Here is a 26,865-nt window from a genome sequence, read left to right as displayed (position 1 = left end):
CTCGCATGAACCCTGCCATGCCGCGCGGCGCCCGTCCGGCGTCGCGCGGCAAACGCTAACCCGGCGGCGGCGTGACGTACTCGCGCACCGCCGCCGAGCCGACATCCATGAAGAACCGGTCCGCGCCGCGAGCGAAAATCACGCGGTTCGAGCTGATCTGCCGCACCTCCAACCCGCCGGGCAGGCGCGACCCTTCGAAATAGCGCGCGCCGTCGGAGGTTTCGACGAACCGCGTGCCCAGGCCGTCGTCGTACACGCCGACGATGTCCGGCACGTCTCCCGCGGTGGGCGGCGCGCTCTTCTTCGTCGCCGCCGACGGCGCACCGGCATACGCCACGTGATCGACGACTTGCAGCGCGGGCCGCGCGTCTTTCGCGTAATTGGCCACGCGCTGCTGCAGCGAGCGGCTGCCCGAGCCGCCCACGAGCAGCGTGCCGTGGCCGCCGTATGTCACTGTCAGCGGCGTATCGCTGAAATAGAGCCGCGCCGAGCCGAGCAATTCGTCGATCACGTAGACATCGCCCAACGTCGTCTGCGGAAACGTCTGCACGATCCGTTGCAGACGATCGCGATCGGACAGGGTGTTGACGTAGCCGCTCACGATGAAACCCGTGCTCGTCGGTTTGACGTTCAATTCCGGATAGTCGTGCAGCGCCGCTCCGACTTGCTGCATGCGCTCGGTCGCGCTCGCGTGAATCCAAAACGGATCGGTCGCGCCGATCGCGAAATACGCGCCGCCCGCCAGGACGAGCACGCCCCAGAGCACGCCGAGGCCGACGACGAAGCGCCGGCTCGCCATCCATGCCGCCCACGGCGCCGCCGCCCAGCGGGCCAGCCTGCTGGCGCTCGGTTGCGGCTGCGATGCGCCTGTCGATGCGCGCGGTTCGGCCGACGGCACGATGCCGAGCTTGAGCGCGCCGATCTCGACGACATCGCCATGCCGCAACGCGCGGCGCGTCGTGTCGAGCGCGACGCCGTTCAGCGTGACGTCACCTTCGCCGACGTTCTGCACCGACACCGCGATCTGGCCCACCGACAACCGCAGTTGCCGTGGCGCAATCTCTCGATCCGGCACGATCACGTCACACTGCGCGGCCGACCCCACCCAGTTCTCGCCGAGCTTGAGCGCCAGCGTGCGACCGTAGAGCGGTCCGCTCAAGAACGAAAGACTCCACGGCGCCTTCGCCGAAGATGCCGTCGTATGCTTGAGTGCGGACGTCGCTTCGTCGCTCATTCAATGCTCCCACGGGCCCGCCGGCGAAGCCGAGGACACGACTTGCGTGGCCGCGCCCGCTGGCGGCTTCGGCTTGTCCGCGACGGGCGCGCGATCTTGAGCCGGCGCGTTCGCGGGCGCTTTACCCGGCAGGGCCGAGATGCTGCCCTGCTGCGAGCCGCCCGCCGGCGCCGTGCCCGCCGGCGCCGCGCCCGAAGGCGCCGGCATCGGGTGCACAGACGCCGGCGGCGTACCCGGCACGGCACTTGGCGGAACGACGAGCGGCGCGCTCGGTCCGCCCGGCATCGGTGCGCCGGAATTGAGCGGCTGCCCGGGCAGCGGCGGCGCGTCGCCCAGCGGCGCACCGCCTGGTTCGAACGCGCTGGCGGTCTGCACGACGCGCGGCGTCAGCAGATAGAACCGGTCCGTGCGCGAGCCGTCCTTCTTCGTGTACTTGAACAAGTTGCCGATCCAGGGGATGTCGGAAATCCACGGGATGCCGGTCTTACTCGTCGTCAGCGCATCGTTGTTGAAGCCGGCGATCAACAGACTCTTGCCCTCGTCCACCATCGCCTTCGTGACGATGTTGCGCTCGATGACGGCCGGTACCTGCGACACCACCAACGTATTGCTGAGCTGGCCGTCGTCGATATCGATCGACATCATCACGCTGGGCTTGCCGGCGTCGTCGACGATGCGCGGCGTGACCTTCACGCTCGTGCCCGTCGTGATGCCGTAGAGCGACGAGTCCTGATAGCCGGCCACCTGAACGTAGAACTCGGTCAGGTTTTCGAGGATCGCTTCGTTGTTGTCGAGCGTGAGAATCAGCGGCTTGGACAGCGTTTGCGCACGCCCGGTCTGCTGCAGCAGGTTGATGCGCGAGAGCAGATAGTTGCGCATCGCACCGCCGATCGAGGCGGTCAGCGCCAAGCCGATCGGCGTCGTCGCGCCGGTTTGACCGGCCTCGGAGTTGCCCGCATCGAACGTGAGCGGCGGGTTGGCTCCGTTGCCGAATTGGAAATCGCCGTTCGGCGTATGCAGCCGCCAATCGACGCCGAACGAATCGAGCGCGCTCTCGTCGATGTCGATGATCGTCAGCCCCACCTCGATCAGGCGCGGACGGGCATCGAGCGCCGAAATCAGCTGCGAATACTGCGGCATGTGTTCCGGCACGTCGCGCACGATCACCGAATTCGTGCCCGCGTCCGCCACGATCTGCGGCAGCGAGATGGCTTGCCCGCCGCCCATCAGCGAATCGAGCCCGCCGCCCGCGCCGCCGGCGGCCGGTGCGTCGCCGCCGTTCGCCGCGCCGGCATTGAGCCTCGGCACGTTGATCGTATCGCCCGAGGACAGCTTCACTTGCCGCGTGGCTCCGCCGAGCCGCGCGCCGTAGCCCGGCGAGCCGCGGTTGTCTTCGTTCTTGCCGAACAGACGCCCCAGCGTGGAGGCGACGCCCGGAATCATGACTTCCTTGCCGGCGCGATTGACTTGGAAGTCCGTCGCATAGGCATAACGCAGCGGGAACGCGCGAATCTCGGCGCGATCGAGCCCGCGGCTCGGATCGGTGATCGTCGAAATCGCCTGATGCACGAGTTCGACGTAGCGCTGCGGGCCGGACACGTAGATCGTGTTTTCCCGATCGCTGATGATGAGCGGAAAGCGCTTGTCGGGAATCTGCATCGCCTCGAGCGTGCGCGACAATTCGCCGGCGCTGCCCTTCGGAATCGGGTAGACCTGCGTCTGCCCGTCCTCGGCGCGATCGATGTAAAGCAGCGACCCGTCGAAGTAATACGTGAGCCCGTAGGTCGCGCACACACTGCGCAGCGTGGCGAGCGGCGAGCCGGAGAAATGACCGCTGATCGTACCGTCGACTTTCGGATCGATCACGGCGGTAATACCCTGCGCGGACGCGAGCTCGCGAATGAAGTCGGAGACCTTCTTACCATCGGCAACGATCGTATAGGGACGATCGCGCCACTGCAGCTCGGCCGCATGCGCGAGGCGCGGCCCGCTAAGCAGGCCGCCCAGCGAGAGCGAAAGCGCCAGCGCGCCGAGCGCAAGCTGAGAAACGTACGACGCGCCGCGGCGCCGCGCGGCAAAGTCGCGACAGGCGCGACGAGAGAGCGAAGGCTTCCGGATGCTCAAAACAACCTCGCGAAGGACTGCTGGCCGAACAACAAAACCGAGCGGCCGATCCAGCCGCCCGTCACGATGATCGCCACCATCACCGCGATCATGCGCGCGGCGAGGCCGATCGTTTGGTCTTGCAATTGCGTCACGGCTTGCGCCAGCGCGACGAAAAGCGCCGTGCCCGCCGCGACGAGCACGATCGGCAGCGACAGCATCAGCACCAGCAGCAACGCCTGCCGCGTAATGTCCAATATCGTGTCCGTAGTCATTGAATGAGCCTTTGCTTCGGGATGGAGCGAATCTTCACTAAGCGATCGCCGGGTTCGTCACCCAGCCGATCGTGCGCAGCTCGACGTCCTCTTCGAGCTCTTGATACGAGAGCACCGGCAGGTCCGGCAGCGCGCCGGCCAGCGTCGTACGCACATAGCGCCGCGCGTTGAGCGAGACGACGACGGCCGTGCGCACCGACGTCGCGCGCTTCTTCGGCATGCTCGCGCCCGCCGAGGTTTGATGGCCGTCGAAGACCTTGCGAACCTGCTCGCAGACGTCGTCCTTGACCTCGCGCGCCAGGCCGAGAATGTTGCCCTGCTTGGTGCGCAGCACAGCTTGCTCGAAGCGCTCCTGCAGCGCGGGCTCGAACAGGATCACGTCGAGTTTGCGGGCGTTGCCCACATGACGATCGGTGATCATGCGGCGCAGATCGACGCGCACGAGTTCGACGAGCGCGATCGTGTCTTCCGGCTCCTTCGGCGCCCAAGTGATCATGCTTTCGAAGATGATCCGCAGGTTGCGAATGGGAATGTCTTCCATCAAGAGCCGCCGCAGCACCTCGGTGATGCGCTGAAGCGGAACGAGGCGCATCAGCTCCGCCACGAGTTCGGCGTAGTCGCGACGCACTAGCCGAATCAGATGCTGCGCTTCCTGAATCCCGATCAGCGCGGCCCCATGCTTGCGCACTTCGCTCTCCACATGGCGCGCGAGGACATCCTCGGGACGCAAGCCGACGGCGCGCACCGCCTTCGTTTCGAGGCCCCAGCCGTTCTTGACGGTGACGCTCGCCGCTTCCTTGTTCTCCGGCTCGGCGGCCCGCGCATCGAGCGGCAGCCAGACTGGCTGGAAGAACGGGCCGAACGGCTCGCCGGGCATACGCTCGACGCCTTCCTCGAGCGGCGTGACGCCGTCCCACAGCAGGCGATCGGGCCGCAACTGCCCTTCCGACGCGAGCACGTCCTGAACGAACACCTGGTAGCTGCCTTCGGGCAAGGTCGAATCGAAGGCGATGTGCACGCGCGGGAAGATCGGACCTACATCGGCATCGACATTCGATTTCGCGGCGCTCAACGCCTCCTGCAGTCGCACGAGATTCAGATGCGGCGAAAGCACGCGCGATAGCGTTACGGCCACGGGCGAGGTCACGCCCGACGTATGCGGGCCGACTTCCGTCTCGCGTTCGCCCGAAATGGGCTCGGCCAGCGTAATGAGCTTGAGCGGCGGCATCGTCTTGCGCCGCCGCAGCAGCAGCGCGCCGCCGCCGCCCGTCACGAGCGCGAGCAGCGCGAACGACCACGCCGGAAAACCGGGCACGAACGCGAAGGCGAGCAACACGACCGAGGCAATCAGCAACGCGCGCGGGTGCGCCGTGACTTGTTTGCCGATCTGTTCGCCGAGCTGGCTGTCGTTCGCGTCGCGCGTGGCCACGCGCGTGGTGACCACCCCCGCCGCGATCGACACGAGCAGCGACGGGATCTGCGCGGACATGCCATCGCCCACCGTCAGAATCGCGTAGCGATGCAGCGCGTCGGATACGCTCATGTCTTTCATGATCGTGCCGACAGCGATACCGGCCAAGATATTCACGAACGCGATGACCGTGCCGGCGATCGCATCGCCCTTGACGAATTTCATCGCGCCGTCCATGGCGCCGTGCAGCTGAGATTCCTGTTCGAGCCGCTCGCGCCGATGCTTCGCCTCCTCGGAGCTGATGATGCCGGCGCGCAGGTCGGCGTCGATGCTCATCTGCTTGCCGGGCATCGCATCGAGCGAAAACCGCGCGCCGACTTCGGCGACGCGCTCGGAGCCTTTGGCGATGACGATGAACTGCACGATCGCGATGACGAGAAACACCACGCCGCCGACAACGAAGTTGTTGCCCACGACGAGCCGCCCGAACGCGTCGATGATGTGCCCCGCGTTCGCGTTGAGCAAAATGAGCTTGCACGAGGCGATGTTCAGCGACAGACGCAGCAGCGTCGTGAACAGCAGCATGGCGGGGAACGACGAAAAGCTCAGCGCCGACGGCAGATAGGTGGAAACCGTGAGCAGCACGATGCTGATCGCGAGGTTCAGCGAGATGAGGCCGTCCATGACCGCGGTGGGCAAGGGCAGCACGAACAGCGAGACGACGATCGCCATGAAGCCGGCCAACGCAAGATCGTAGGGCGCGACCGGTCGGCGTGCGTCGTCGGCGCCGCTTCTGCCGCCCGGCCACCAGCCCTTCATCTGCTTTCTCAGCGCCGCCACAGACATGCAAGCCCTCGTCGAATAACACCATGCGTAAACGGGATTGTCGCGACGGAAAGTGTAAGAGCGAGGGGATAGGCGCCTCAATCGTGAGATTCGTAGTAATTCGCGAATCGGGCGCGACACAACGCCGAAACACTACTGAACAGTGCAGTTCCTCGGGCCATGGGCCCGCGGCTATAGTCGAAAACCATGAAACGGCGCACGAATACGCGTAGCGCCGCTCACGAGATGGAGGACTGCATGACGAACCCCGAGGCGCGCAAGCGCCTGCCGAAAGGAAGCAACGAGCGACATCCGCGCCACGCGATCGACTTCATCGAAGTGGCCGACTGTCAGCTCGTGGTGAGCAAGAGCGTCGGGCGATCCGGCGAATCGAACGGCAGCGACCGCGTCTCCGAAATCGCGACCGACCTCGCCGCCGCGCACTCCGCGCACGAACGCAAGCAACTGCTGCGGATCGCGCTGCGCACGATCGGATTCGATTGGTTTTGCTACTGCCGCCTGACCAGGCTCGGCGAGATGGTCAATCGCGCACGCTATTTCGATCTATGTTCGCCGCCCGGCTGGGCGCAGCGCTACGTGGATCAGCGCTACTTCGATGTCGATCCGCGCATGGCTTTTGCTTGCCGTCACGACTGGCCGCTCGTCTGGGATCACGACAGCCTAGCTGCGGACCGTGCGATCACAGCCGAATCAAACGAGCGTATGCGTCGCTTTCTGGAAGACGCGGATAGTTGCGGCACGCGCAGCGGCATTGCGTTTGGGCTCGTCGATCCGGGCAGCCTCGAGCATAGCGTCATGATCTTCAGTTCCGTGAACCCCACGAGCGAGTGGATCAACGACCGCGTGGTGGGTCAAGCCTACGCGCTCGGTCTCGGCGTCCATGCGTTCTTGGCCGAGCAGATGGCTTCGATGGCGCAAACGCCGATGCTCTCCGATCTACAGCGACGCATTCTGAACTTCACCGCGAGCGGCCTCAGCGATCGGGAAATCGCCGAACAATTGAACATGTCGCGTAGCAACGTCGACTACCACATGCGACAGATCCGCAAGAAGTACGGCGTGCTCAACCGCGTGCAGCTCGCGTATCTCGCGGGCCGGCTGTACGTCGTCTGACAGTCATGTCCGCCACTCTGGCGAGCGCGCCGCGCGAGGCGCATGCGCCCTCGCCCGCGTCGCAACCGGGCCAGCCGCTCGGCAACGCGCCGGCGCTGCCGCGCGTCAGCCCGCTCGCGGCGCACGCGCTCAATCGCGCCTACGCGTGGCCAACGCCGTTCTCGCTCGCCCTCGCGCGCGGCGCCTACGAATTGCGCTGGGACGCCGACGCCGAACTCGGCGCGCCCGGTCACGTCTATACGTTTCGCTTCGGCCCGGCCGAGGGCCGCTTCATGCTCGACCCTATCGGCGAACAGGAATTGATCGGCGATGCGGCCAGCGACACCGTGCCCGGGGAAATCCGCTGCGCGCTGATCGCGGACGCCCTCTCGCCGCTCATCGACGCGCTGGAAGCCAAAACGCGCCAGCGGATCGAACTCGGCGTCGTGCCGGGCGACACCCCCGCGCACAGGGATAACCTCACGCGCGAGCGCGACGCCCTGCGCTTTTGCGTGACGAAGCCCGGCAGCGAATGGCGCTGCCACGGCGCGCTGCGCTTCACCGACGAGCGATACCTCGGTCTCGCCTGCCCCGCGGAGCCGCCGCCCGCCAAGCTCGAGGCGACCGACTTCGACACGCTGCCCATCGTGCTGCGCTTCGTCGTCGGCTCGACCTTGCTAAACATCGCGGAGCTTCGCTCGATCGCGCCCGGAGACATCATCGGGATCGAACGCTGGCAGTCTTTCGGATCGGCATTGCGCTGCGTGGCGACGACGAGCGACGGGCACGTGGTCGTATCCGCCAAGGCCGTCGGAACGCGCATTGTCATCGACCAAATCGAGGAGATTTCCGTGACCTCACCCACGCGGCCCGACGCGCCGCCGTTCAGCGCATCGAGCGGGCCGGGCACGCCGGGCGCACGCGATGCGGCGGCCGGCAACGCGGCGCCCAGCGAGCCGAAACTCGCGCATCTCGACGCGCTCGAAGTCAGAGTCACGTTCGAACTAGACGAACGCTCGATGCCGCTCGCCGAATTGAAAGCGCTCAAAAGCGGCTACGTGATCGAACTCGATCAGCCGCTCAATCAAAGCACCGTGCTCATCCGCGCCAACGGCGCGCTCGTCGGCCAAGGCCACTTAATCGCCGTCGGCAACAAGCTCGGCGTACGCGTATCGCGGTTCTCGGAGAACGGCAATGAGTAGCATGCCGAGTCCGGTCACGATGATCTTCTTGATCGTCGCGCTCGGCACGATTCCTTTCGCCGCGCTGATGGTCACGAGTTACACGAAGCTGGTCGTCGTCCTCGGTCTATTGCGCACCGCGCTCGGCGTACAGCAAGTGCCGCCGAACATCGTCCTGAACGGCATCGCGCTCATCTTGACGATCTACATCATGGCGCCCGTCGGCGGCAGCATCGTCGACAAGATGCAGGAAGACCACATTTCGATCGGCGGCTCGCTGAGCGTCGACGACGTCTTATCGATCGGGCAGGCGATCTCGCCACCGCTCAAGAAGTTTCTAGAGCAGCACACGGTGCCGGGCGAGCGTAACTTTTTCATGCGTTCCGCCACGGCGATCTGGCCGGCGGAGCGCGTGCAAACGCTCAAGTCCGACGACTTGATGGTCCTCGTACCGAGCTTCATGCTGTCGGAGCTGACACGGGCGTTTCAAATCGGTTTCGTCATCTATGTGGTATTCGTCGTCACCGATCTCATCGTCGCCAACGTCCTGCTCGCGCTCGGGATGCAGATGATCTCGCCCACGACGATTTCGATCCCGTTCAAGCTCTTGCTGTTCGTCATGCTCGACGGTTGGTCGCTGCTCGTGCACGGCCTCGTGCTCTCGTATCGTTGACCGGAGGCCACGCCATGCGTCGCGCGCTCGCTGCCCTCTTCGTCGCATTGCTTCTGGGCGGGGGCGCCGGCGCCGCGCGCGCGGGCGATTTTCTGGCGCTCGCGACGCAATGCGCGCCTAAGGTCGAAGCGCATACGCTCGCCGCGCTCGTCAGTGTCGAGTCGGGTTACAACCCGTACGCGATCGGCGTGGTCGGCGCGCACCTCGTGCGACAGCCCACTTCGCTCGACGAAGCGCTCGCCACCGTGGCGAACCTGACGCGGCTCGGCTACAACTTCAGCCTTGGGCTTGGCCAAGTCAACCGCTACAACCTCGCACGCTTTGGCGAAACGACGACATCCATCTTCGATGCGTGCACCAACTTGCGGGTCGCCGCATCGATTCTCGCCGAGTGCTTCGCGCGCGCGACACGCCTCGAAGCCGACGAGCAATATGCGCTGCGTAAAGCGCTCTCGTGCTACTACAGCGGTAATTTCTCGACGGGGTTCACAGCCGGCTACGTCGAGCGCGTCGTTGCGCACGCAACGGAAGACGGACACCATGAGGTCGAGCCGATTCCGCTCGCACCCGGCGGCGCCGCGCCAAGCCCTTCTCGCACCCCGAGCGCACCGCCCTCGGCGACGTACCGCAACGCCGCGGCTGGCGCTCGGCCCACTGCCGCCCCTACCGCTAGGGGGCACGCAATCGCCGCCGCCAAGCCGGGCGCGCATCCGTCGCGCTGCGCGCCCGGCATCGTCGTCATCTCCGATTGCATGAGCGACGGCTTGCCGCATAGCGGCGCCGTCAAGATACTGCGCTAGCGCGCCTCTTATTCGAGCGCGAGCCCTCCGACGAGAAACGCGAGATGCGTGCGATTGGCCGCACCGTAACGGCGCCGCAGCAATCTCAAGTGATAGTCGACGTTATGCGGCGTCGTCTGCAAGCGTGCGGCGATTTGCTTATCCGATAGCCCGCCGACCACGCACGCCAGAATGCGCACCTGCATGTCCGACAACGTGGCTTGCGCCTCGGTCTCGCGCGCGGCCTCGCCTTCCGCTGCGATTGCATGCCTCGGATCGGAAGCGAATCGATGCAACGACAGGCCGAATGTCAGCGCCTGTACGAGCACGTTCTCGACGATCCAGTCGGCGTTGCTCCGGCTCGCCGCGAGGCTGACAAGCGCGCGCACGTTGCCCCGCACGGTCGGGATGCCGAACATGACGCCGCTTCCGATTCCCTCGCGCTCCAGCGCCGGAAACAAGCCACGCATCGCCTCGGGTGCGCCGTCGCGACGCCACGCGCGCAGCAGCCATTCCATGTCCCATACGAGCGGAACGTTCGATGTGCGCACGGCGCCAAGACGCGGATCGTGCGCCCAATAGCCGGCTTCGAAATAACTGCCGCCGAAGTGATGCGGCGTCGTATCGTCGAGCGCCCACGCTTGCGCATGCACGCATCCTTTTCCGCGCGCGCCCACGGTCGCGTAGGCCAGCGAATGAAAGCCCATGACGTGCATCAACGCGCTCAGCATGCGCGTGCGCTCGCCCGGGTCCTCGATCGACATCAGTTGCGCCGCGACGTTCATATCGGCGCCCCATGCGCTCGCGAGCCGCGAGCCGGCGCGTGCCGGGCCGAGCCGCGCCGCTTCCGCCGCGGCCTCGCGCACGCACACGCGTAGCGCATCCGACTTCTTGTTCGCACCGCCGCGCGAGCGCGCCGCGGCACGAGTCTGTCTCTCCTGTACGAGCGGACGCTCGCTGCTCCTGCTTATCGTTCTGGTAGTCATTTTCCGGGCCGATGATACTTTCGAAACCGCGCAGATCGACCGCCTAGGGTGGCCCTCCGGCGCGGTCGAGCGAATGTAATGGCCTTCAAAATACGCCGATATTCCAATTCGTCTCGCCGGTATAGCAAAGAGACATAAATCGATGCCGTCGCTACGATCGAACGTAGGAGCGACGTTTACGCAAACGTGCTTCGCGATCGATCAGTCGGGTCAGACGTGAATCGAACGACCGTCATGAAAGAACGACTCTATGCTCGCCGATCATCGCACCGAGCGCCTCGCGCAATTCGCCTGCCGCCGACACCACACTTCGCATCAGTGATTCGGCGAACGGGCCGCCAAGCGTCTTGCTCGTGCCGAGCAGCTTCACCTCGAATTCGAGTTCGGGCGAAAGCAGATACGCGTGCAGTTCGCCGGGCCCGCCCGCCACGGCCGTAAACGTGTCGAGCAAGGCATAGCCGACGCCTTGCGTGACGAGCGCGCGTGCGATCGCATAGGTCTGCACGACGATGTTGGCGTGCAGCCCCAAGGTCGCATGTTCGAGCCGCTGACCAATTATCGAGCCGAGCGGCGTGCCGTCATCCAAGCGAATGAAGGGACGCTCGGCGAGATAGCCAAGCTCGCTCAGCGGTGCGTTCTGGCGCAGCAGACGAGGCCAGGACGTGGGCGTGGCCAAGACCATCTGCCCGGTGGCAAGCAGATGCGCCTCGATGCCAGGCACGGCCGGCGGCGACAAGCAAATCCCGAGATCGACCGTGCCCGCACGCAGCGCGGCGACGACTTCGTTCGTGTGCAGCGTGGCCAATTCGAACGACGCGTCGGGATGGGTCTCGAGCATGCCCTCGATCGCGCGCGGCAGCACGCTGTTCGCGAGGCTGGGCGTCACCGCCAAACGAAGCGGCGCACCGCCTTGACGCCGCACCGATGCCGACGAATAGCGCAGTTTTTCGATCGCCGCGAACACTTGCTCGACGTCCGGGTAGATCGCCAGCAGTTCGTTGGTCGGCACGAGCCTGCCTCGCATGCGCTCGAAAAACTTGAATCCGGCTTGCTGCTCCGCATGCTGCAACGTGCGCGATACGACGGGCTGGGACACATGCAGCAGGTCGCCGGCGCCGCTGATCGAGCCGGTAACCATGATCGCTCGCAACACTTCGATATGGCGGAGCCGCATGTGAGGAAACGTCGTCTGGCGAGACACTGGAAGGTGCATCTTACCTGTCCCGCAGCGCATCAGGCGCAGCTTTTACCGGAGACGTTTGATTTCGGCGACAGCCATGTGGGGACATTCCTCATTCTCGTAGTCTCCCCGCATTGGACCACGCAAAACCCTAGGTCGACTACTGGTTCGAAGTTCTCACGGAGCGCTCTCCCGCTGGGATACTGTTGCCTCTCACGGCGTGCGGGGGTGCGCCAATCGCGGAGCAAGAAAGATGAATCAGTACGGCACGAACGATGCAGATACCGACGCTTCGAACTTCCTCGTTTTCGGCGACGCCGATCTCGACAGCATCGCCGATCTTCCCCTCGACTACGATGCGCCGGACGGTCAGCGCCTGGCCGGCATCGCTCACGATCTAGCGAAAGTCGACACCGCGCAGGCGCGCCAGGCGCTTTTACGTCCCGCCCTGCGCGCCGCCGGCTTCGAATCGCTGTGCTACATGCGCGTTTCGCGCATTGGCGACACGATCAATCGGCTCGTCTACTTCAACGCTTTTTCACCCGTGGGCTGGGCACAGCGTTACTTGCGCGAGCGTTTCTACGAGATCGATGCGCGCCTGGCCTACTCGTGCCGGCACGAATGGCCCATGCTGTGGGACCTGACGACCATCGCGTCGCCCGCCCCGCTGACGGGAATGGGCCAGCCGGCGGCCGGCGTCACGGCCGCGGCGCCCGGCCAGAGCACGAGTGCGGCCGCCCGCGCGGAGCGTTTCGCGACCGCCGCGCGCGATGCGGGCATGATGTCCGGCGTGTCGTTCGGTCTCGGCACGCCCGACGCGCTCGACACGTGCGTCGTCATGTTCGCGAGCGCGCAGCCGTCGAAGGCCCGCCTGCCCGACATGGCGATCGGCCACGCATACGCGCTTGCCGTCGGCCTACACGAGTTTCTCGCCTTGCGCGCGCCGCAGATTCACCGGCCGACGTACGTCACCGAATTGAGCGACATTCAGCGCTCGATTCTCGAACTCGTCACGCTCGGCATGAACGACAAGGACATCGCGGAACGGCTCGGCACCTCGCATCACAACGTCGACTACTATCTGCGCCAGCTCAAAAAGCTCTATCACGCGACCAACCGTGTGCAGCTTGCGTATATCGCCGGGCGCGTACTCGGCGCACCCGAGGCGCTGCACGGCGTAAGTTCGTAGTCCTACGCGAAATGCCGGCCCCCCGAAACACCGCAAAAGAGACGTAACCGGCGGCTCGAAGCGGGGTCCGGCGCTCGTTCTCGTTTCCGCCCCCGCTCGCGATCGCCACTCGCTCTCGCGCCACGGCCGCCGCTCGAGCCACTAGCCGCGCTTCGGCTTTGGAATCGACTTCGTTCGCTCCGGCAATCGCTTCCTTCAAGGACTTACCGGATTGCCGCGATGCTGCGCTTACGACCGGCCCCACCCCCAACGCGCAGCGAGGTAGGCCAGTTGGGCTCGATTCTCGACGTTGAACATCTTTTGGAGCGTCTTGACGTGATGGGTAATGCGATGCAGCGAAGACGAAAGCTCGGCGGCAATTTCGTGGTCGGACAGACCTCTCACGAGTCGTTCCAGCACACCGGCTTGCTCTTCCGTCAATGAAACCACCCGTGCGCGGCGGGCGCAGTGGTCGATAAAAGGTTGCACCAGCCGGCTCACCGTCAAGCTGGTGGCCAGTATCCCACCCATGACGCGGTCGTCGATCCAATGCGTGTCCGACGCCGGCGAAGTCAGGCTGACCGCCACGCGCAATTCGGCTCGGGGCGCCGGTAAACCGAGTATTAATCCACTGTGCATTCCATGTGCACGTAAAGTCGATAAAAGGCTGCGCACGCGCGGTTCGGAAATATTGGCGCGCGCCTCCAATTGATCGATATGCCAGGTCACAGGCAAACCGCTTTCGCGCAGCGCAACGAGCCGGGGATCGGTTTCATAAAGGCGATTCTTAAGATAGGCCGTCGTAAACGGCACATTTCCCATCTCGCGCATCGTATAGGCACGCAAAATGCGCCGTCCTATGGTTTCCAGCGCCATATACGAGAACGTCGAAAAGCCGGCTTGCTGCAGGCGTTCGCGGCACTCGCGCAGCTCGAATTCGTGGCGCGCGACGTCCAGGCTCGCATCGAATTCGCGCAAGTGAGCCAGCGCATCGGCTTGCGAAAACCATACGAGCGCCGGAAATTCGTCATCAGTTGTCATCAGAAGAGAACCTCGCCTGCCGGTATCGTTTTTTTACGTTTATTATTACGCGATGTTACGCGGGCCCACACGGTTACATCAAACTTTGCTTCGCGCCGCGACATGAATCTCGATCGGAGGCTCATCGATGCACTACCCTGCATTACGCAAAGACGAGTCGGCGCTCGCGCCCCTCTCGCAGACGTGTGGCGCCGAACCGGCCACGACGGGGCGCGCCCGGCCGATCGAAGTCGTTTGGTGCAACGACCCGCACCAGCCCTGCGCTACTCTGCGCCATGTGCCGCGGCTCGGCATCGCAACGGCGCTCGCAGCCGCGCAGAATGCGTGCGAGCGCAGCCGCATGGTCAACGGCCTGCTGCACCTGATCGGATTTTCCACGTTCGCCTACTTCGCCCTCGAGATCACCCGCGAGCGCATCGAGCGGCTGTTTCTGCACGAAGCCTTTATTCCGGGCACCTACCGCGGCGAATACGTGCGCGAACGCTATCACGAGGTGGATCCGCGCACGGTGGCCGCCCGCCGTGGAAGCTTACCGCTCGTGTGGGATTTACAACAGTTGCGCGCACAACCAATTGACTTACTGCAAAACGATCGGGCGCAAGAAGGACTGGAATCGTTCATCCGCACCATGCGCGAGGACGGCATGCGTAGCGGCCTGATGTTCGCCATGTCGATCCCAGGCACGCGGCTGCACGCCTTCATGAGCTTTACCGCTCAGCGGCGCAACTGCGATTGGATTACCTCGACCACGCTCGAGCAGGCGTTGTCGATCGGCATGTCTGTCCACACCATCGCGTCGCAGCAACTGACGACGGTGGCGCGGGAACGCACCTCGGATGGCCTCACGGCATTCGAGCGGGAACTGCTGCTGGGCATCGCCGAAGGCGCATCCGACAAGGAAATCGGCCGCCGCCTCGACACGAGCGCTCATAACGTCGACTACCACCTGCGCAAGTTACGCAAGCGCTTCGGGGTAGCGAACCGCACGGAGCTGACCTACCTGACCTCGAAGCTCGAGCTCATATAGTGGGACGAACCAGCGCGACGCGAGCGTTCGTCAATCGTCGATATTGCCATGCGCCACCGCCCGCCGTGCGCGCGCGTCGACCTTCAACTCGAACACGTCCGGCCGCGCATAGTGGCCCGTAACATCGAGATCGAACTTGCCGCGCACGATATCGTCCAGATCGATGTCCGCGGTCAGAATGACTTCCCGGTCGTACACGGGGCCGGCCAACACATCGCCCAATGGGCCGACGATCACGCTGCCGCCGCGTATCAGCGTCGTATCGGGTGCGTTGCCTTGAATGCAGTCGTAGTCCTCGGGACACGCGTCACGCTTTAGATATTGGCAAGCGGCCAGCACGAAGCATCGGCCCTCGTAAGCAATGTGCCTCATCGTGCTCTGCCAAATGTCGCGATCGTCTACCGTGGGTGCGCACCAGAGCCCGATGCCTTTGCCGTACATCGTCATGCGCAGAGCGGGCATGTAGTTCTCCCAGCAGATCGCCGCCCCGATCTTGCCAAATGGGGGCGCATCAAGCACCGGCAGCGTGGAGCCGTCGCCCATGCCCCAGATCAGCCGTTCGCTCCCCGTCGGCATCAACTTGCGACGACAATCGACCAAGGCGCCGTCGGGCGCGAAAAAAAGCACCGAGCAGTAAAGCGTGCCGCCTTCGCGCTCGATGACGCCCACGACGAGCCAAGCCGCCGCTTGCCGCGCCATAGCGCCGATGCGAGCCACGTCGGGGCCTGGTACGTCGATCGCCGCGCGCCAGTAGCGCAAGTAATCATCTCGGCCCGCCGCTGAACGCGACCCCACGCGCGCACCGAAATCAAGCCCTTTTGGATAGCCGCCGACAAAGGCTTCCGGAAATACAATCAGCCGCGCGCCCTGATGGGCGGCTTGCTCCGTGAGCTGCGCCATGTGCTCGAGCGTCCGCTCGGTATCGAACAAGCAACTGCCCGCTTGAACAACGGCCACACGTTGTGTCGTCATGACTGCTCCCTTTGGTCTGGTGGATCATGCGTTGGGCGCAGTTTGCTATGCTCGTTCACATCGATCAAACAAATTTTATCGAAGATGACAATCAATGTACTCGATATTAAGCGGCTCGATCTGAACCTGGCCGTCGTATTCATCGCGCTATGGCAGGAGCGCAGCGTGACAAAAGCCGCCTCACGGCTAGCATTGAGTCAAGCCGCCGCGAGCGCCGCACTCGCTCGGCTGCGAGAGGCGTGCGGCGATCCGCTCTTCGTACGCGTGCGAGGCGGCATGACGCCGACGCCGCGGGCGCAAGCGATGGCCGAGCGGCTCGAAGCGGGCGTCGCCGATTTGTGGGAAGTCCTGACGCAGCAACATGCGTTCGATCCGGCAAGCGCATCGCGGCGCTTTTCCATCGGCATGTCCGACGACTTCGAGCTTGCCCTGGGCCCGCACCTGACGAAGCTCGTCCAACAGGACGCTACGGGGGTTTCCGTCATGTTCCGTCAGACCAACCGGCATGCCGTCGAGCAGATGCTGAACGATCGCGAGATTGAACTGGCCGTCGTGTCAGGGCCGATCAAGCGCGCGTGGATCGCGCAGGAGCAGATCGGCGAAAGCGGCTATGCCTGCGTCGTCGATGAAAAAGCCGTGCACGTGCCGTTGCCGCTCTCGCTCGAGGACTATCTCGCCCTGCCACACTTGCTCGTTTCGTTTTCAGGGCGAACAGGCATCGTCGATACGGCCTTGCGCGCACTGAAAAAAGAGCGTCACGTCTATGCGGCGCTGACGCACTTTTCCGCGGTCCCTGCGTTCTTGACCGGCACGCGGGCCGTCGTCACGCTACCCACGCACGCGGCCGCGGCGCTCGCACGCATGTCGCGCTTGGGCACTTGCGCCGCCCCGCTCGATCTCGGCGTCTATCCGGTGCACCTGCTGTGGCGGCGCGACAGCGACGGCGAAAGCGCCATCGACTGGATGAAAGAGCGCATCAAACTCGCGTTTTCGGCGGCGCTTGCCGACGCCGCGTCGATCGGGCGTCGCCGACGCACACGCTCCGCCGGAAAATCACATTAGGCGTTCGAGTCGACTGCAACATTGCGCGCGAACGAGATCGGCGGTCGGTTCGGGAGGGGCGGCCCCGCGCCGCGTCAACTTCGGCAGGAAGCTCACGGCGTGACCTATCGGGCACACGCCTTGCTGCCTTCATCGGCGCCAGCGCCGCTTTCGCGCCGCATTACCGTACACGAGGAACGCCGCCATGCGCCACGACGACGCGCCCACCACGCCGACCGATCCGCTTCAAACGGTGCCCGATTCGTCGAGCCCCGCCTTTGCGAATCGACATCCGATCACGCGCGCCTTCGACGCGTTCGCGAGCGCGGTCACGCGATGGGCCGGCTCGCCCGTGGCATTCGGCATGTCGGTGATCATCGTCGTGATATGGGGCCTGTGCGGCCCGCTTTTTCATTATTCCGAAGACTGGCAACTCGTCATCAACACGGGCACGACGATCATCACGTTCCTGATGGTCTTCGTCATTCAGCAAAGTCAGAATAAAGACAGCGTCGCCGTGCATCTGAAGCTCAACGAGTTGATCGCCGCCTATCGCACCGCCAACAACCAATTGATCGGCATCGAAGACGCTTCGGAGGACGATTTGCGTCGCATCGCGAACGCCTATCTCGAGCTCGCCAATAAAGCGCGAACGACGAAGGAGGACCGCGAGACGATCGAAAAATCCGTCAGCGAAGCGAAATGTCCGCCCAACGGTGGACACAAGCACTAATGCGAGCGCGACGACGAACGTGACGGCGTGCACGCACGGCGAGCCCTCGGCTAGCCGCGCGGCGGTGTCGGAAAGTGCACGCCTGCGCGCTGCGCGGCCGCCGTGATGTGCGCCTCGATACTGCGTCCGGCCGCTTCGCAATTGCGCGCTTTCAAGGCATCGAGGATCGCCCGGTGTTCGCGATACGTCGATTGCAGCAGTTCGCGCCGATAAAACGGCAGGCGCTGGCTTTCCTGCATGATTTCGCCGCTGCTGCGCAAGATGGCCTCGATCGCTCCATTGCCGGCCACCGCGACAATCGACATATGGAAATCGAAATCGAGCTGCGCCGCCGTATCGAGATCGCCCTCGGCCAGCGCTTCATGCAGTTTCACCATGTTCGCCTCGAGCGATTCGATCGTCTCGTCCGTCATGGCCTGCGCGGCCATGCGCGCGGCAAACCCTTCCAGCGCATAGCGCACCTGGTACGTATCGGGCAGGGAAGATTGCTCGGCGAAACGCCACGCTTGCCCATTCATCGCCTGCGCGCTTTGCACGTAGACGCCCTTGCCCGCGCGTATCGTCAACATCCCTAGCGCCTCGAGCGTCGATAGCGCCTCGCGCAACGCGGCGCGGCTGATGTCCAGCTCTTCCGAAAGCTGCCGTTGAGCCGGCAGCGCGCTGCCCACCGGATACTCGCCGCGCTCGATGCGCTCGCGAATCGTATCGGTCGCCGCTTCCGTCACCGTCCGTGTATTGCTTCTCATTGCGGGGAAGTCTCGCCTGGTCGGACCAGCATTGTAGCGCGCACCGACGCCGTGCCGCATGGCCCACGCAGGCGCGGCCGGCGCCGGCGGGGTATACCACTACGCACCTCGTGCTTGACGACACTATATCGGCTTCCTAATCTTCGTCATAAGTCGTCCGGTCTTACCAGTTCGACCAGACGAATTCTCGTCATCTCCCTTGGAGGAAGCCGTGCTCAGGTTCATCAATTCGCTGTTCGGGCGCGTCGTGATCGCGCTCGTGGCCGGCATCGTGCTCGGCGCGCTGTTCCCGCACTTCGCGCAATCGTTGCGGCCGTTCGGAGACGGCTTCCTGAAACTCATCAACATGGTCATCGCGCCGATCGTCTTTTGCGTCGTCGTCAGCGGCATCGCGGGCGCCGGCAACCTGAAGAAAGTCGGCCGCGTCGGCGGCAAGGCCATCGTCTACTTCGAAGTCATGACCTCGATCGCCCTCTTGATCGGCGCGGTGCTGGCCATCGTGCTGAAGCCGGGCGCCGGCATGAACGTCGATGTCCGATCGCTCGACGCGCAGGCGTTGACGACCTACACCGAGCATGCGAAGAGCTTGAAGGACGTCGCCGCCTTTTTGCTGAAGATCATTCCCACCACGGTGTTCGACGCGTTCGCCAAGGGCGACATATTGCAGGTGCTCGTCTTTGCCGTCCTGTTCGGCTCGGCCTTGTCGCTGCTCGGCGATAAAGCCAAGCGCGTGAACGGCCTGATCGATGAGCTCGCACAGGTGTTTTTCCGCGTCATGGGCTTCATCATCAAGCTTGCCCCGCTCGGCGTGCTCGGCGCGATCGCATTCACGACCGGCACTTACGGCGTGGCCTCGCTCAAGCAATTGAGCCTGCTCGTCCTCGTCTTCTATGCGAGCTGTGCGTTTTTCGTGGCGATCGTGCTCGGCGTGGTCATGCGCTTGGCCGGTTTCAACATCTTCAAGCTCGTACGCTATCTGCGCGAAGAACTGCTGATCGTGCTCGGCACGGCCTCCTCCGATGCGGTATTGCCGCAAGTCATGCGCAAGCTCGAATGGTTGGGCGTCAAGGATTCGACCGTCGGCCTCGTCATCCCGACCGGCTACTCCTTCAATCTCGACGGGTTCTCGATCTACTTGACGCTGGCCGTGCTGTTCATCGCTCAGGCCACCAATACGCCGCTCTCGGCTCACGACTTGATCGTCGTCGTGCTCGTATCGCTCATCACGTCCAAGGGCGCGCACGGCATCCCAGGCTCGGCGATCGTCATCTTGGCGGCGACGCTGTCGGCGATTCCCGCCATTCCCGTGCTCGGCCTCGTGCTGATCCTCCCCGTCGATTGGTTCGTCGGCATTGCACGCGCCATCACGAATCTGATCGGCAACTGCGTCGCGACGATGGTCGTCGCCGCATGGGAGCGCGACATCGATCACGTCCGAGCCCATCGCGTGCTCGATCGAGACCCGAGCCTGCGCTTCGTGCAAGACACCCCGGCGCCGCACGTCGACGCCCCCGCTCAGGGCGCCCCCGCCCTCTAAGCGAAGTTCCGGCGCGGCCGCCTTCACGGCCGCGCGCTGCGCCCTCCACTGCCCCTGACGAAAGAGGCCGCCCCCGCCTCTTTCTCCGTCAATCGACACCACTACCGATCAATCTCATCATGGCCATCCCGACCCTCGACCCCAATGCCCCCGATTTCACCCGTCGCTGCCTGAATCTGGCCGATCCGCGTCTGGGTGCGAAAGCGCTGGCCGCCAGCGACGAATTCTTCGCGCCGAAAGAACGCATGCTCGATCCGCAGCCGGCCGTATTCATCCCCGGCAAATACGACGACCACGGCAAATGGATGGACGGTTGGGAAACGCGCCGCACGCGCACGACCGGCCAAGATTGGTGCGTCGTCAAGCTCGCGCGCCGCGGCACGATCGAAGGCGTGGACATCGACACGAGCCACTTCACCGGCAACTATCCGCCCGCCGCTTCGATCGAAGCGTGCACCGTGGCCGGCGATCTGCCGCCGGACGACGTCCAATGGCGCATGCTCGTGCCGCCCACCGCCCTTCAGGGCAACCAGCACCACTACCTCGCCGTGCACCATACCGACGCGTTCACGCACATCCGCATTACCCTGTTCCCCGACGGCGGCGTGGCGCGACTACGCGTCTACGGCAGGCCGGCGCTCGATCTGCAACGTGAAGCGAATGCGGGCGGCGAATATGTCGACTTCGCCGCGGCCATCAACGGCGCGCATATCGTCGCGGCCAACAATCAGCACTTCGGCCTTGCCTCCAACATGCTCATGCCGGGCCGCGGCGTGAACATGGGCGACGGCTGGGAGACGCGCCGCCGCCGCGAACCCGGCAACGACTGGGCCATCGTCGCGCTCGCGCACCCGGGCGTGATCCGCAAGATCGAGGTCGATACGGCGTTCTTCAAGGGAAACTACCCGGATCGCTGCTCTGTGCAAGCCGCGTACGTCACGGGCGGCACCGACGAATCGCTCGTCACGCAATCGATGTTCTGGCCCACCCTGCTGCCCGAACAATCGCTGCGCATGGACAATCAGCACTTCTACGAGCGTGAAATCGCCGACCTCGGGGCGATTACGCACGTCCGGTTCAACATCTTCCCCGATGGCGGCGTCTCGCGGCTGCGCCTTCTCGGCGAGTTCGCGTGAGGACCGCGCCATGAGCCGCTTGCTTGCCGTCGAGCCCCTCACCCGCACCGCGTTCGCGCCGTTCGGCGATGTCGTATCGCTCGACGGTGCACGCCATTTTCCGATCAACGGCGGCACCACGGAACGCTTTCACGATCTGGCGACGATCGATGTCGCCGCCGCCGGCGGGCGGCCGCTCATCAACGTCTTTCGGGGGCAGCCGCGCGCGCTGCCGCTCCAAGTGACGATGATGGAGCGTCATCCGCTCGGCAGCCAGGCCTTCATTCCGCTCGCCGATATTCGTTATCTCGTCGTCGTTGCCCCCGCGGGCGATTTCGACATCGACCGGATGCGGGCCTTCAGCGTCCATGGACGAACGGGAGTCAACTACGCGCGCGGCGTGTGGCATCACCCGCTGATCGCGCTCGATACGGTCAGCGACTTCCTCGTCGTCGATCGCGGCGGCAACCAGCCCAATTGCGACGAAATCGCGCTAAGCGAGCCGTGCCTATTGTCCTTGGACGAGTTGGCGACGATCTGAATAGGCGGCCGCGTTGCCGCGGACGGCCGGAACGCGAGCCGCTTCAATGGTTTTGCAAGGCGCCCAATGGCTTTCGAGCGCTCCCCGCGCCGACAAGCGGCCCCGTTCCGTCACCGAAAAGGCTCGGCGAATGCCGGTAGAATGTCCGGCATGGACAAGTGCCGTTATTGCGGAAAAATCCGTGACGAATGGGAGTGCCATGGACAGGAGTGCCGCACGGCAATCTCCAAGGCGTTGCGTCGGCAGCGCTCCGGGTTGCCGATGGTGCCGAACATCATTCGCAACGAAGTGCCCGCGGGCGCGAGCACGCGCGAAGTGATCGTCGTGCTTTCGCGGCAACGGCTTCGTGCGCGGCGCGCCAATGAAGAGCGGCGCGAACGTCGAGAAGCCGAAGGCTACGACGACGAGTCATAGCGCGAACGCTCGCCGTCATCGATCGATTCCGGCTCCGCGTCCGCCTCCATCGCCGGGGTTTCAGTGGCCGGTATGGTGAACCAGAACGTCGCGCCAATCGTATTGCCCTGTGCATCAAGGCGGTTTTCCGCGCCGATCGCCCCGCCGTGCGCCTCGACGATTGCGCGGCAAATCGCTAGACCCAGCCCGATTCCAGGTTTCGCCGATTCCTTCTCGCCGCGCGTGAATTTCTCGAACAAGCGCGACTCCATCCCCGCCGGCAGACCGGGGCCGAGATCTTGCACCTCGACTTTGACATGGCGCTGCGCATCGCTGCCTTGCACGGCGGCGACGATCACGATCGGCGAGCCACCGGGCGTGTACTTCGCCGCATTCTCGAGCAAGTTGGCGAATAGCCGTTCGACGAGCACCGCGTCGAGCTGCACGAGCGGTAGATCCGCCGGCACGCGCGTTTCGATGGCGCGTCCGGCCAGCATGCGGCGGCACGCCGACAACGCGGCCCCGACGACCTCTTCGACCGACGACCATTGCCGGTTCAGTCTCATACTGCCTTCCTGCAGCCGGGCCATGTCGAGCAGATTCGTGACGAGCCCAGTCATGCGCAACGCCTCGTCGTGAATGGCTTCGGCCAGTTCCAGGGCCTGGGGTCCGGCCGGACCGCTCTTCCCGGGCGTCTCGGCCAGCATCGAGGCAAAACCGACGATCGACGTCAACGGCGTGCGCAGATCATGCGAGATCGCCGACAGCAGCGAATTGCGAAGACGCTCCGACTCCATGCTGACGAGCGCATCCTGTGCGATCTCCACGTAATGAACGCGCTCGAGCGCAAGCGCGATCTGCGCGGCAAACGTGTCGATCATGCGCCGCTGCTCGGGAATCGACAGATCTTCCATGCGCGGCGACAAGATCGCGATCACGCCCCTCGTGCGCATCGGTGCTTTCAAGGGTAGATAGAGCGCCGCCGAAGCCGGCAACGTATCGGTGCCGAAGCCGGCGCTCTTTTGCTGATCGTAGACCCACTGAGCGATATCGAAATCGACGGCCGACGCGTCGAGCGTCAATGCTTCGTCGGGGTTCTCGACCTTTTGTTTGACCTTCTCCGAACTGTCGGGCAACAGGATGGCCACCCGCGCCTGGAACACCTCGGCCACATGACGCGTACCCACTTCGATGATCTGAGCCGTCGTCAACGCCGCGCCGAGTTCGCGCGCCATCGCGAACATGGCCCCGGTGCGGCGCTCGCGCAGCGTTGCGATACGTGCTTGGCCACGCAGGCTCGCCGTCAGATTGCTGATCGTGAGCGAAGTCATCAGCATGACCGCGAACGTCAGCAGGTACTGCGTATCGGACACCGTGAACGACATGCGCGGCGGCACGAAAAAGAAGTCGAAAGCCGCCACGCCAAGGAACGAAAACATGACGCCCGGCCCCCGCCCGAGCCGAGCGGCGGAGAAGACCGCGCCCAGCAGGTACAGCATGACCAGATTGGCGAGCGAGATGCGGCCAGCGAAGATGCTCGAAACGATCGTGATCGCCGCGCAAAGCCCGAATGCATAGGAGTACGAAGCGAACGGCGAACGCCCGCTCGTCAGCCCCATGCCCGCAAAGCGCGCCACGACTTCGCGGCGCTCCGCCGTCTCGCGGACGGTGCCCGAATTGACGAGCGTCACGTCGATGTCGCGTGCCGCGCGAATCAAGCGCTCGCCCGTCGAGCGCCGCAGCCAAGCGCGCCAGTCCGATGCGGGAATCGCGCCCACCACGAGCTTCGACACATTGCGCATGCGCGCGTAGGCAATCAGCGTTTGCGTCGCCTCTTGGCCTTGCAGCGTCACCGTCTCGGCGCCGAGTTCGGACGCGAGCTTCAACGCGTCGAGCGTGCGCTTGCGAATCGCATCGGGTAGCCGCTGCAGCCGTGGCGTCTCGACGTAGACCGCGAGCCAATCGGCCTTCAGACTCGCCGCGAGCCGTGCGGCCGCACGCACGAGCGTCGCGCTTTCCGGGCCCGCGCCGACGCACACGATGATCCGCTCGCGGGCCTGCCAGATGCGTTCGATCGATTGATCGGCGCGATACTCGCGCATTTGCGCGTCCACGCGGTCGGCCGTGCGCCGAAGCGCGAGCTCGCGCAGCGCGATGAGATTGCCCTTCCGAAAGAAATTGCGAACAGCGTTTTCCGCTTGATGCGGCAGATAGACCTTGCCCTCGCGGAGACGGTCGAGCAATTCCTCGGCGGGCAAATCCACGAGCGTGACTTCGTCGGCCAAGTCGAAGACGCGATCCGGCACGGTCTCCCACACGCGAATGCCCGTGATCTGCCCGACGATGTCGTTCAAGCTTTCCAAATGCTGGACGTTGACGGTCGTATAGACGTCGATGCCGGCATCGAGCAGTTCCTGCACGTCTTGCCAGCGCTTGAGGTGACGCGAGCCCTGCACGTTCGAATGCGCGAGTTCGTCGACGAGCACAAGGCCGGGCTTGCGCGCGAGTGTGGCGTCGAGATCGAATTCGGCGAGCTGCCGCCCGCGGTATTCGATCATCGCGGGCGAGATCGTGTCGAGCCCTTCGATCAATGCCAACGTTTCCTTGCGCCCGTGAGTCTCGACGAGCCCGATGACGACGTCGACGCCCTCGTCACGTCTGCGACGCGCGGCTTGCAGCATGGCGAACGTCTTGCCGACACCGGCGGACGCGCCGAAAAACACCTTCAACCGGCCGCGTTGCCGCTTTTCTTCATCGCGCTGAATCTTGTCGAGCAGCGCGTCGGGATCGGGTCGTTCCATCGCTTGTCTTCATCATGGCCGGGGCGCTCCATGCGCCCACGGTGAAGCGCTCAGTGTAGCGGCTTCAGTTCGTCCACCGCGAGATTGAGCTCGAGCACATTGACGCGCGGCTCGCCCAGCACGCCCAGTTGCCGCGCCGACGTATGCTGATCGATCAACCCGTCGACTTGCTCGCGGGAAAGCCCTCTCGCCTTCGCCACGCGCGCCGCCTGATACGCGGCCGCCGCGGGCGTGATGTCGGGGTCCAGCCCGCTGCCCGAGGACGTCACGAGGTCGACCGGCGCCTGCGCCGTATTGGCCGGATCGGCCTCATGCAATGCATTTAAGCGCCCCTTGACCTCATCCGCAAGCGCCGGATTCGTCGGGCCGAGATTCGACCCGGACGAGGCCAGCGGGTCGTACGGATTCGGCGTCGTGGCCGACAAGCGGCCCCAGAAGTACCCTGGTGCGTCGAATTGCTGACCGAGCAGTTCCGAGCCCACTACCTTGCCGTTCTTTTCGATCAGGCTTCCGTTCGCTTGGTGCGGAAAGACCGCTTGCCCCACCGCCGTTACAACCACCGGATAAACCACACCCGTCACTATCGTTAGCGCGGCGAACAACACGAGCACGGGTCGCAAAAGACTTTTCATGAATGTTCTCTCTTTAAGCCCAGCCCATCATGGTGATGAGCATATCGATGAGCTTGATGAACGGAAACGGCAGCAAGATCCCGCCGAGCCCATAGACCAGCAGATTGCGTCGCAGCAGCGAAGCCGCGCCGAGCGCACGGTACTTCACACCCTTCAATGCGAGCGGAATCAGGAACACGATGATCAGCGCATTGAAAATCACAGCCGACAGAATGGCCGAGGCCGGCGACGTCAAATGCATGACGTCGAGCACGCGCAATTGCGGATAGGTCGTCGCGAAAGCAGCCGGGATAATGGCGAAGTATTTGGCCACGTCGTTGGCGATCGAAAAGGTGGTCAGCGAACCGCGCGTCATCAGCATTTGCTTGCCGATCTCGACGATTTCGATCAGCTTCGTCGGGTTCGAATCGAGGTCGACCATATTGCCGGCTTCCTTCGCCGCCTGCGTGCCCGTATTCATGGCCACGGCCACGTCGGCTTGCGCGAGCGCCGGCGCATCGTTCGTGCCGTCCCCGGTCATCGCCACCAGACGCCCTTCGCCCTGGTGCGTCCGAATCATCTTCAGCTTCAGTTCCGGCGTCGCTTCAGCCAGAAAATCGTCCACGCCGGCTTCCGCGGCGATCGCCGCGGCCGTGAGCCGATTGTCGCCGGTGATCATCACCGTCTTGATGCCCATCTTGCGCAGCTCGGCGAAGCGCTCCTTGATACCGCCCTTGACGATGTCCTTGAGTTCGATCACGCCAAGCACACGAGCCTGTCCTGCCACACCAGGCCCCGCCGCCTTTTCGGCCACCACGAGCGGCGTGCTGCCGCGTCGCGCCACGTCGTCGACGGCTTTTTGCACCTCTTGCGGGTAACGGCCGCCATTTTCCTCGACGTACTTTTTCACCGCGTCGGCCGCGCCTTTGCGGATCTCGCGGTTCGGCAAGTCAACGCCGCTCATGCGCGTCTGCGCCGTGAAGCCCAGGAACGTGGCGTGCAGCGCGGCCATGTCGCGCTCGCGAATGTTGAAGCGCTGCTTCGCCAGCACAACGATGCTGCGGCCTTCGGGCGTTTCGTCGGCCAACGACGACAGTTGCGCCGCATCGGCCAACGCTTCTTCCGTGACGCCGGGCGCCGGAATGAACGACGACGCTTGCCGATTGCCGAGCGTGATCGTGCCGGTCTTGTCGAGCAGCAGCACGTCCACGTCGCCGGCCGCTTCCACCGCACGCCCCGACGTAGCGATCACGTTCGCTTGCATCATCCGGCTCATGCCCGCCACGCCTATCGCCGATAGCAAGCCGCCGATCGTCGTCGGAATCAGGCAGACGAGCAGCGCGGCCAGCGCCGTTATCGTCACCACGTGGCCTGCCTTG

General features: G+C 64.4%; 24 protein-coding genes. 12 read left to right on the top strand and 12 right to left on the bottom strand.

All coding sequences use genetic code 11. From position 1 onward, the window contains the following. Nucleotides 1-55 precede the first annotated feature (55 nt). From ACTHNR_RS06785 to sctV, 4 genes are read right to left on the bottom strand one after another with little or no spacing between them, the layout of a single operon-like run. Nucleotides 56-1,234 (bottom strand): FHA domain-containing protein, encoded by a 1,179-nt coding sequence (locus ACTHNR_RS06785; RefSeq protein WP_440546801.1) that lies wholly within the window; start codon nucleotides 1,232-1,234, stop codon nucleotides 56-58. Then, nucleotides 1,235-3,358: a type III secretion system outer membrane ring subunit SctC gene (gene sctC, locus ACTHNR_RS06780; protein ID WP_440546800.1), complete on the bottom strand. Its 2,124-nt coding sequence runs from the start codon at nucleotides 3,356-3,358 to the stop codon at nucleotides 1,235-1,237. It lies immediately after the preceding gene. Next, entirely contained in the window at nucleotides 3,355-3,612 is a 258-nt protein-coding gene (locus tag ACTHNR_RS06775; RefSeq protein WP_440546799.1) for an EscS/YscS/HrcS family type III secretion system export apparatus protein, read from the bottom strand. Before ACTHNR_RS06775 ends, sctC begins: the two co-directional genes overlap by 4 nt. Nucleotides 3,613-3,649: 37 nt before the next feature. Continuing rightward, on the bottom strand, nucleotides 3,650-5,869 hold the full coding sequence (gene sctV, locus ACTHNR_RS06770; RefSeq protein ID WP_440546798.1) for a type III secretion system export apparatus subunit SctV: 2,220 nt from the start codon (nucleotides 5,867-5,869) through the stop codon (nucleotides 3,650-3,652). A 237-nt stretch (nucleotides 5,870-6,106) separates the two neighbouring features. Between sctV and ACTHNR_RS06765 the strand changes: the two genes are divergently transcribed. From ACTHNR_RS06765 to ACTHNR_RS06750, 4 genes are read left to right on the top strand one after another with little or no spacing between them, the layout of a single operon-like run. Then, entirely contained in the window at nucleotides 6,107-6,982 is an 876-nt protein-coding gene (locus tag ACTHNR_RS06765) for a helix-turn-helix transcriptional regulator (protein ID WP_440546797.1), read from the top strand. A gap of 5 nt (nucleotides 6,983-6,987) precedes the next feature. Further along, complete coding sequence (gene sctQ / locus ACTHNR_RS06760; RefSeq protein WP_440546796.1) at nucleotides 6,988-8,163, top strand: type III secretion system cytoplasmic ring protein SctQ; 1,176 nt, start codon at nucleotides 6,988-6,990, stop codon at nucleotides 8,161-8,163. After that, the gene (sctR, locus tag ACTHNR_RS06755) at nucleotides 8,156-8,815 is read left to right on the top strand and encodes a type III secretion system export apparatus subunit SctR (protein WP_440546795.1); all 660 of its coding nucleotides are present in this window, start codon (nucleotides 8,156-8,158) and stop codon (nucleotides 8,813-8,815) included. Before sctQ ends, sctR begins: the two co-directional genes overlap by 8 nt. 14 nt (nucleotides 8,816-8,829) lie before the next feature. Next, nucleotides 8,830-9,615, top strand: coding sequence for a lytic transglycosylase domain-containing protein (locus ACTHNR_RS06750; RefSeq protein ID WP_440546794.1), 786 nt, complete (start codon nucleotides 8,830-8,832; stop codon nucleotides 9,613-9,615). Between the two features lie 8 nt (nucleotides 9,616-9,623). Here the strand turns inward: ACTHNR_RS06750 and ACTHNR_RS06745 are convergent, their stop codons facing one another. Together ACTHNR_RS06745 and ACTHNR_RS06740 are read right to left on the bottom strand one after the other, a co-directional pair. After that, entirely contained in the window at nucleotides 9,624-10,580 is a 957-nt protein-coding gene (locus ACTHNR_RS06745; RefSeq protein ID WP_440546793.1) for a helix-turn-helix transcriptional regulator, read from the bottom strand. A gap of 232 nt (nucleotides 10,581-10,812) precedes the next feature. Then, nucleotides 10,813-11,754, bottom strand: coding sequence for a LysR family transcriptional regulator (locus ACTHNR_RS06740; RefSeq protein WP_440546792.1), 942 nt, complete (start codon nucleotides 11,752-11,754; stop codon nucleotides 10,813-10,815). Between the two features lie 259 nt (nucleotides 11,755-12,013). On the opposite strand from ACTHNR_RS06740, the gene ACTHNR_RS06735 reads away from it, so the two are divergent. Then, nucleotides 12,014-12,949, top strand: a complete 936-nt coding sequence (locus ACTHNR_RS06735; RefSeq protein ID WP_440546791.1) for an autoinducer binding domain-containing protein — start codon at nucleotides 12,014-12,016, stop codon at nucleotides 12,947-12,949. Nucleotides 12,950-13,177: 228 nt separating this feature from the next. On the opposite strand, the gene ACTHNR_RS06730 is transcribed toward ACTHNR_RS06735, so the two are convergent. Further along, complete coding sequence (locus ACTHNR_RS06730) at nucleotides 13,178-13,969, bottom strand: autoinducer binding domain-containing protein (protein WP_440546790.1); 792 nt, start codon at nucleotides 13,967-13,969, stop codon at nucleotides 13,178-13,180. 127 nt (nucleotides 13,970-14,096) lie between these two features. On the opposite strand from ACTHNR_RS06730, the gene ACTHNR_RS06725 reads away from it, so the two are divergent. Beyond that, nucleotides 14,097-14,996: a LuxR family transcriptional regulator gene (locus ACTHNR_RS06725; RefSeq protein WP_440546789.1), complete on the top strand. Its 900-nt coding sequence runs from the start codon at nucleotides 14,097-14,099 to the stop codon at nucleotides 14,994-14,996. Between the two features lie 30 nt (nucleotides 14,997-15,026). Here ACTHNR_RS06725 and ACTHNR_RS06720 read toward each other — a convergent pair whose 3' ends face one another. Beyond that, nucleotides 15,027-15,968 (bottom strand): carbon-nitrogen hydrolase family protein, encoded by a 942-nt coding sequence (locus ACTHNR_RS06720; RefSeq protein ID WP_440546788.1) that lies wholly within the window; start codon nucleotides 15,966-15,968, stop codon nucleotides 15,027-15,029. Nucleotides 15,969-16,052: 84 nt separating this feature from the next. Between ACTHNR_RS06720 and ACTHNR_RS06715 the strand changes: the two genes are divergently transcribed. Together ACTHNR_RS06715 and ACTHNR_RS06710 are read left to right on the top strand one after the other, a co-directional pair. Further along, nucleotides 16,053-17,030, top strand: a complete 978-nt coding sequence (locus ACTHNR_RS06715) for a LysR substrate-binding domain-containing protein (RefSeq protein ID WP_440546787.1) — start codon at nucleotides 16,053-16,055, stop codon at nucleotides 17,028-17,030. A gap of 184 nt (nucleotides 17,031-17,214) precedes the next feature. After that, on the top strand, nucleotides 17,215-17,742 hold the full coding sequence (locus ACTHNR_RS06710; RefSeq protein ID WP_440546786.1) for a low affinity iron permease family protein: 528 nt from the start codon (nucleotides 17,215-17,217) through the stop codon (nucleotides 17,740-17,742). 50 nt (nucleotides 17,743-17,792) lie between these two features. Here the strand turns inward: ACTHNR_RS06710 and ACTHNR_RS06705 are convergent, their stop codons facing one another. Continuing rightward, nucleotides 17,793-18,488 carry a FadR/GntR family transcriptional regulator gene (locus ACTHNR_RS06705; protein ID WP_440546785.1) on the bottom strand — a complete coding sequence of 232 codons (696 nt, stop codon included), beginning with the start codon at nucleotides 18,486-18,488 and terminating at the stop codon, nucleotides 17,793-17,795. Between the two features lie 211 nt (nucleotides 18,489-18,699). Between ACTHNR_RS06705 and ACTHNR_RS06700 the strand changes: the two genes are divergently transcribed. The 4 genes from ACTHNR_RS06700 to ACTHNR_RS06685 all read left to right on the top strand — a co-directional run bounded on the left by ACTHNR_RS06700 (nucleotide 18,700) and on the right by ACTHNR_RS06685 (nucleotide 22,095). Next, a complete protein-coding gene (locus ACTHNR_RS06700) occupies nucleotides 18,700-20,025 on the top strand; it encodes a C4-dicarboxylate transporter DctA (RefSeq protein WP_440546784.1) in 1,326 nt (441 codons plus the stop codon). Nucleotides 20,026-20,144: 119 nt separating this feature from the next. Beyond that, the gene (gene alc, locus ACTHNR_RS06695) at nucleotides 20,145-21,161 is read left to right on the top strand and encodes an allantoicase (RefSeq protein WP_440546783.1); all 1,017 of its coding nucleotides are present in this window, start codon (nucleotides 20,145-20,147) and stop codon (nucleotides 21,159-21,161) included. 10 nt (nucleotides 21,162-21,171) lie between these two features. Further along, nucleotides 21,172-21,681 (top strand): ureidoglycolate lyase, encoded by a 510-nt coding sequence (locus tag ACTHNR_RS06690; protein ID WP_440546782.1) that lies wholly within the window; start codon nucleotides 21,172-21,174, stop codon nucleotides 21,679-21,681. Between the two features lie 150 nt (nucleotides 21,682-21,831). Next, entirely contained in the window at nucleotides 21,832-22,095 is a 264-nt protein-coding gene (locus ACTHNR_RS06685; RefSeq protein ID WP_440546781.1) for a hypothetical protein, read from the top strand. Here the strand turns inward: ACTHNR_RS06685 and ACTHNR_RS06680 are convergent. The 3 genes from ACTHNR_RS06680 to kdpB form a co-directional block, all read right to left on the bottom strand. Beyond that, on the bottom strand, nucleotides 22,077-24,875 hold the full coding sequence (locus ACTHNR_RS06680; protein WP_440546780.1) for a DUF4118 domain-containing protein: 2,799 nt from the start codon (nucleotides 24,873-24,875) through the stop codon (nucleotides 22,077-22,079). The two genes, ACTHNR_RS06685 and ACTHNR_RS06680, sit on opposite strands and share 19 nt — an antisense overlap. Nucleotides 24,876-24,925: 50 nt before the next feature. Further along, complete coding sequence (kdpC, locus tag ACTHNR_RS06675) at nucleotides 24,926-25,507, bottom strand: potassium-transporting ATPase subunit KdpC (RefSeq protein ID WP_440546779.1); 582 nt, start codon at nucleotides 25,505-25,507, stop codon at nucleotides 24,926-24,928. A gap of 13 nt (nucleotides 25,508-25,520) precedes the next feature. Next, a partial coding sequence (gene kdpB, locus ACTHNR_RS06670; RefSeq protein ID WP_440546778.1) for a potassium-transporting ATPase subunit KdpB occupies nucleotides 25,521-26,865 on the bottom strand: 1,345 nt, incomplete at its 5' end.

Source organism: Trinickia sp. (assembly GCF_051954495.1).
Classification (GTDB): Bacteria; Pseudomonadota; Gammaproteobacteria; order Burkholderiales; family Burkholderiaceae; genus Trinickia.
The sequence above is the reverse complement of the archived record's forward strand: the minus strand, read 5'-3'. Positions and strand labels throughout refer to the sequence as shown.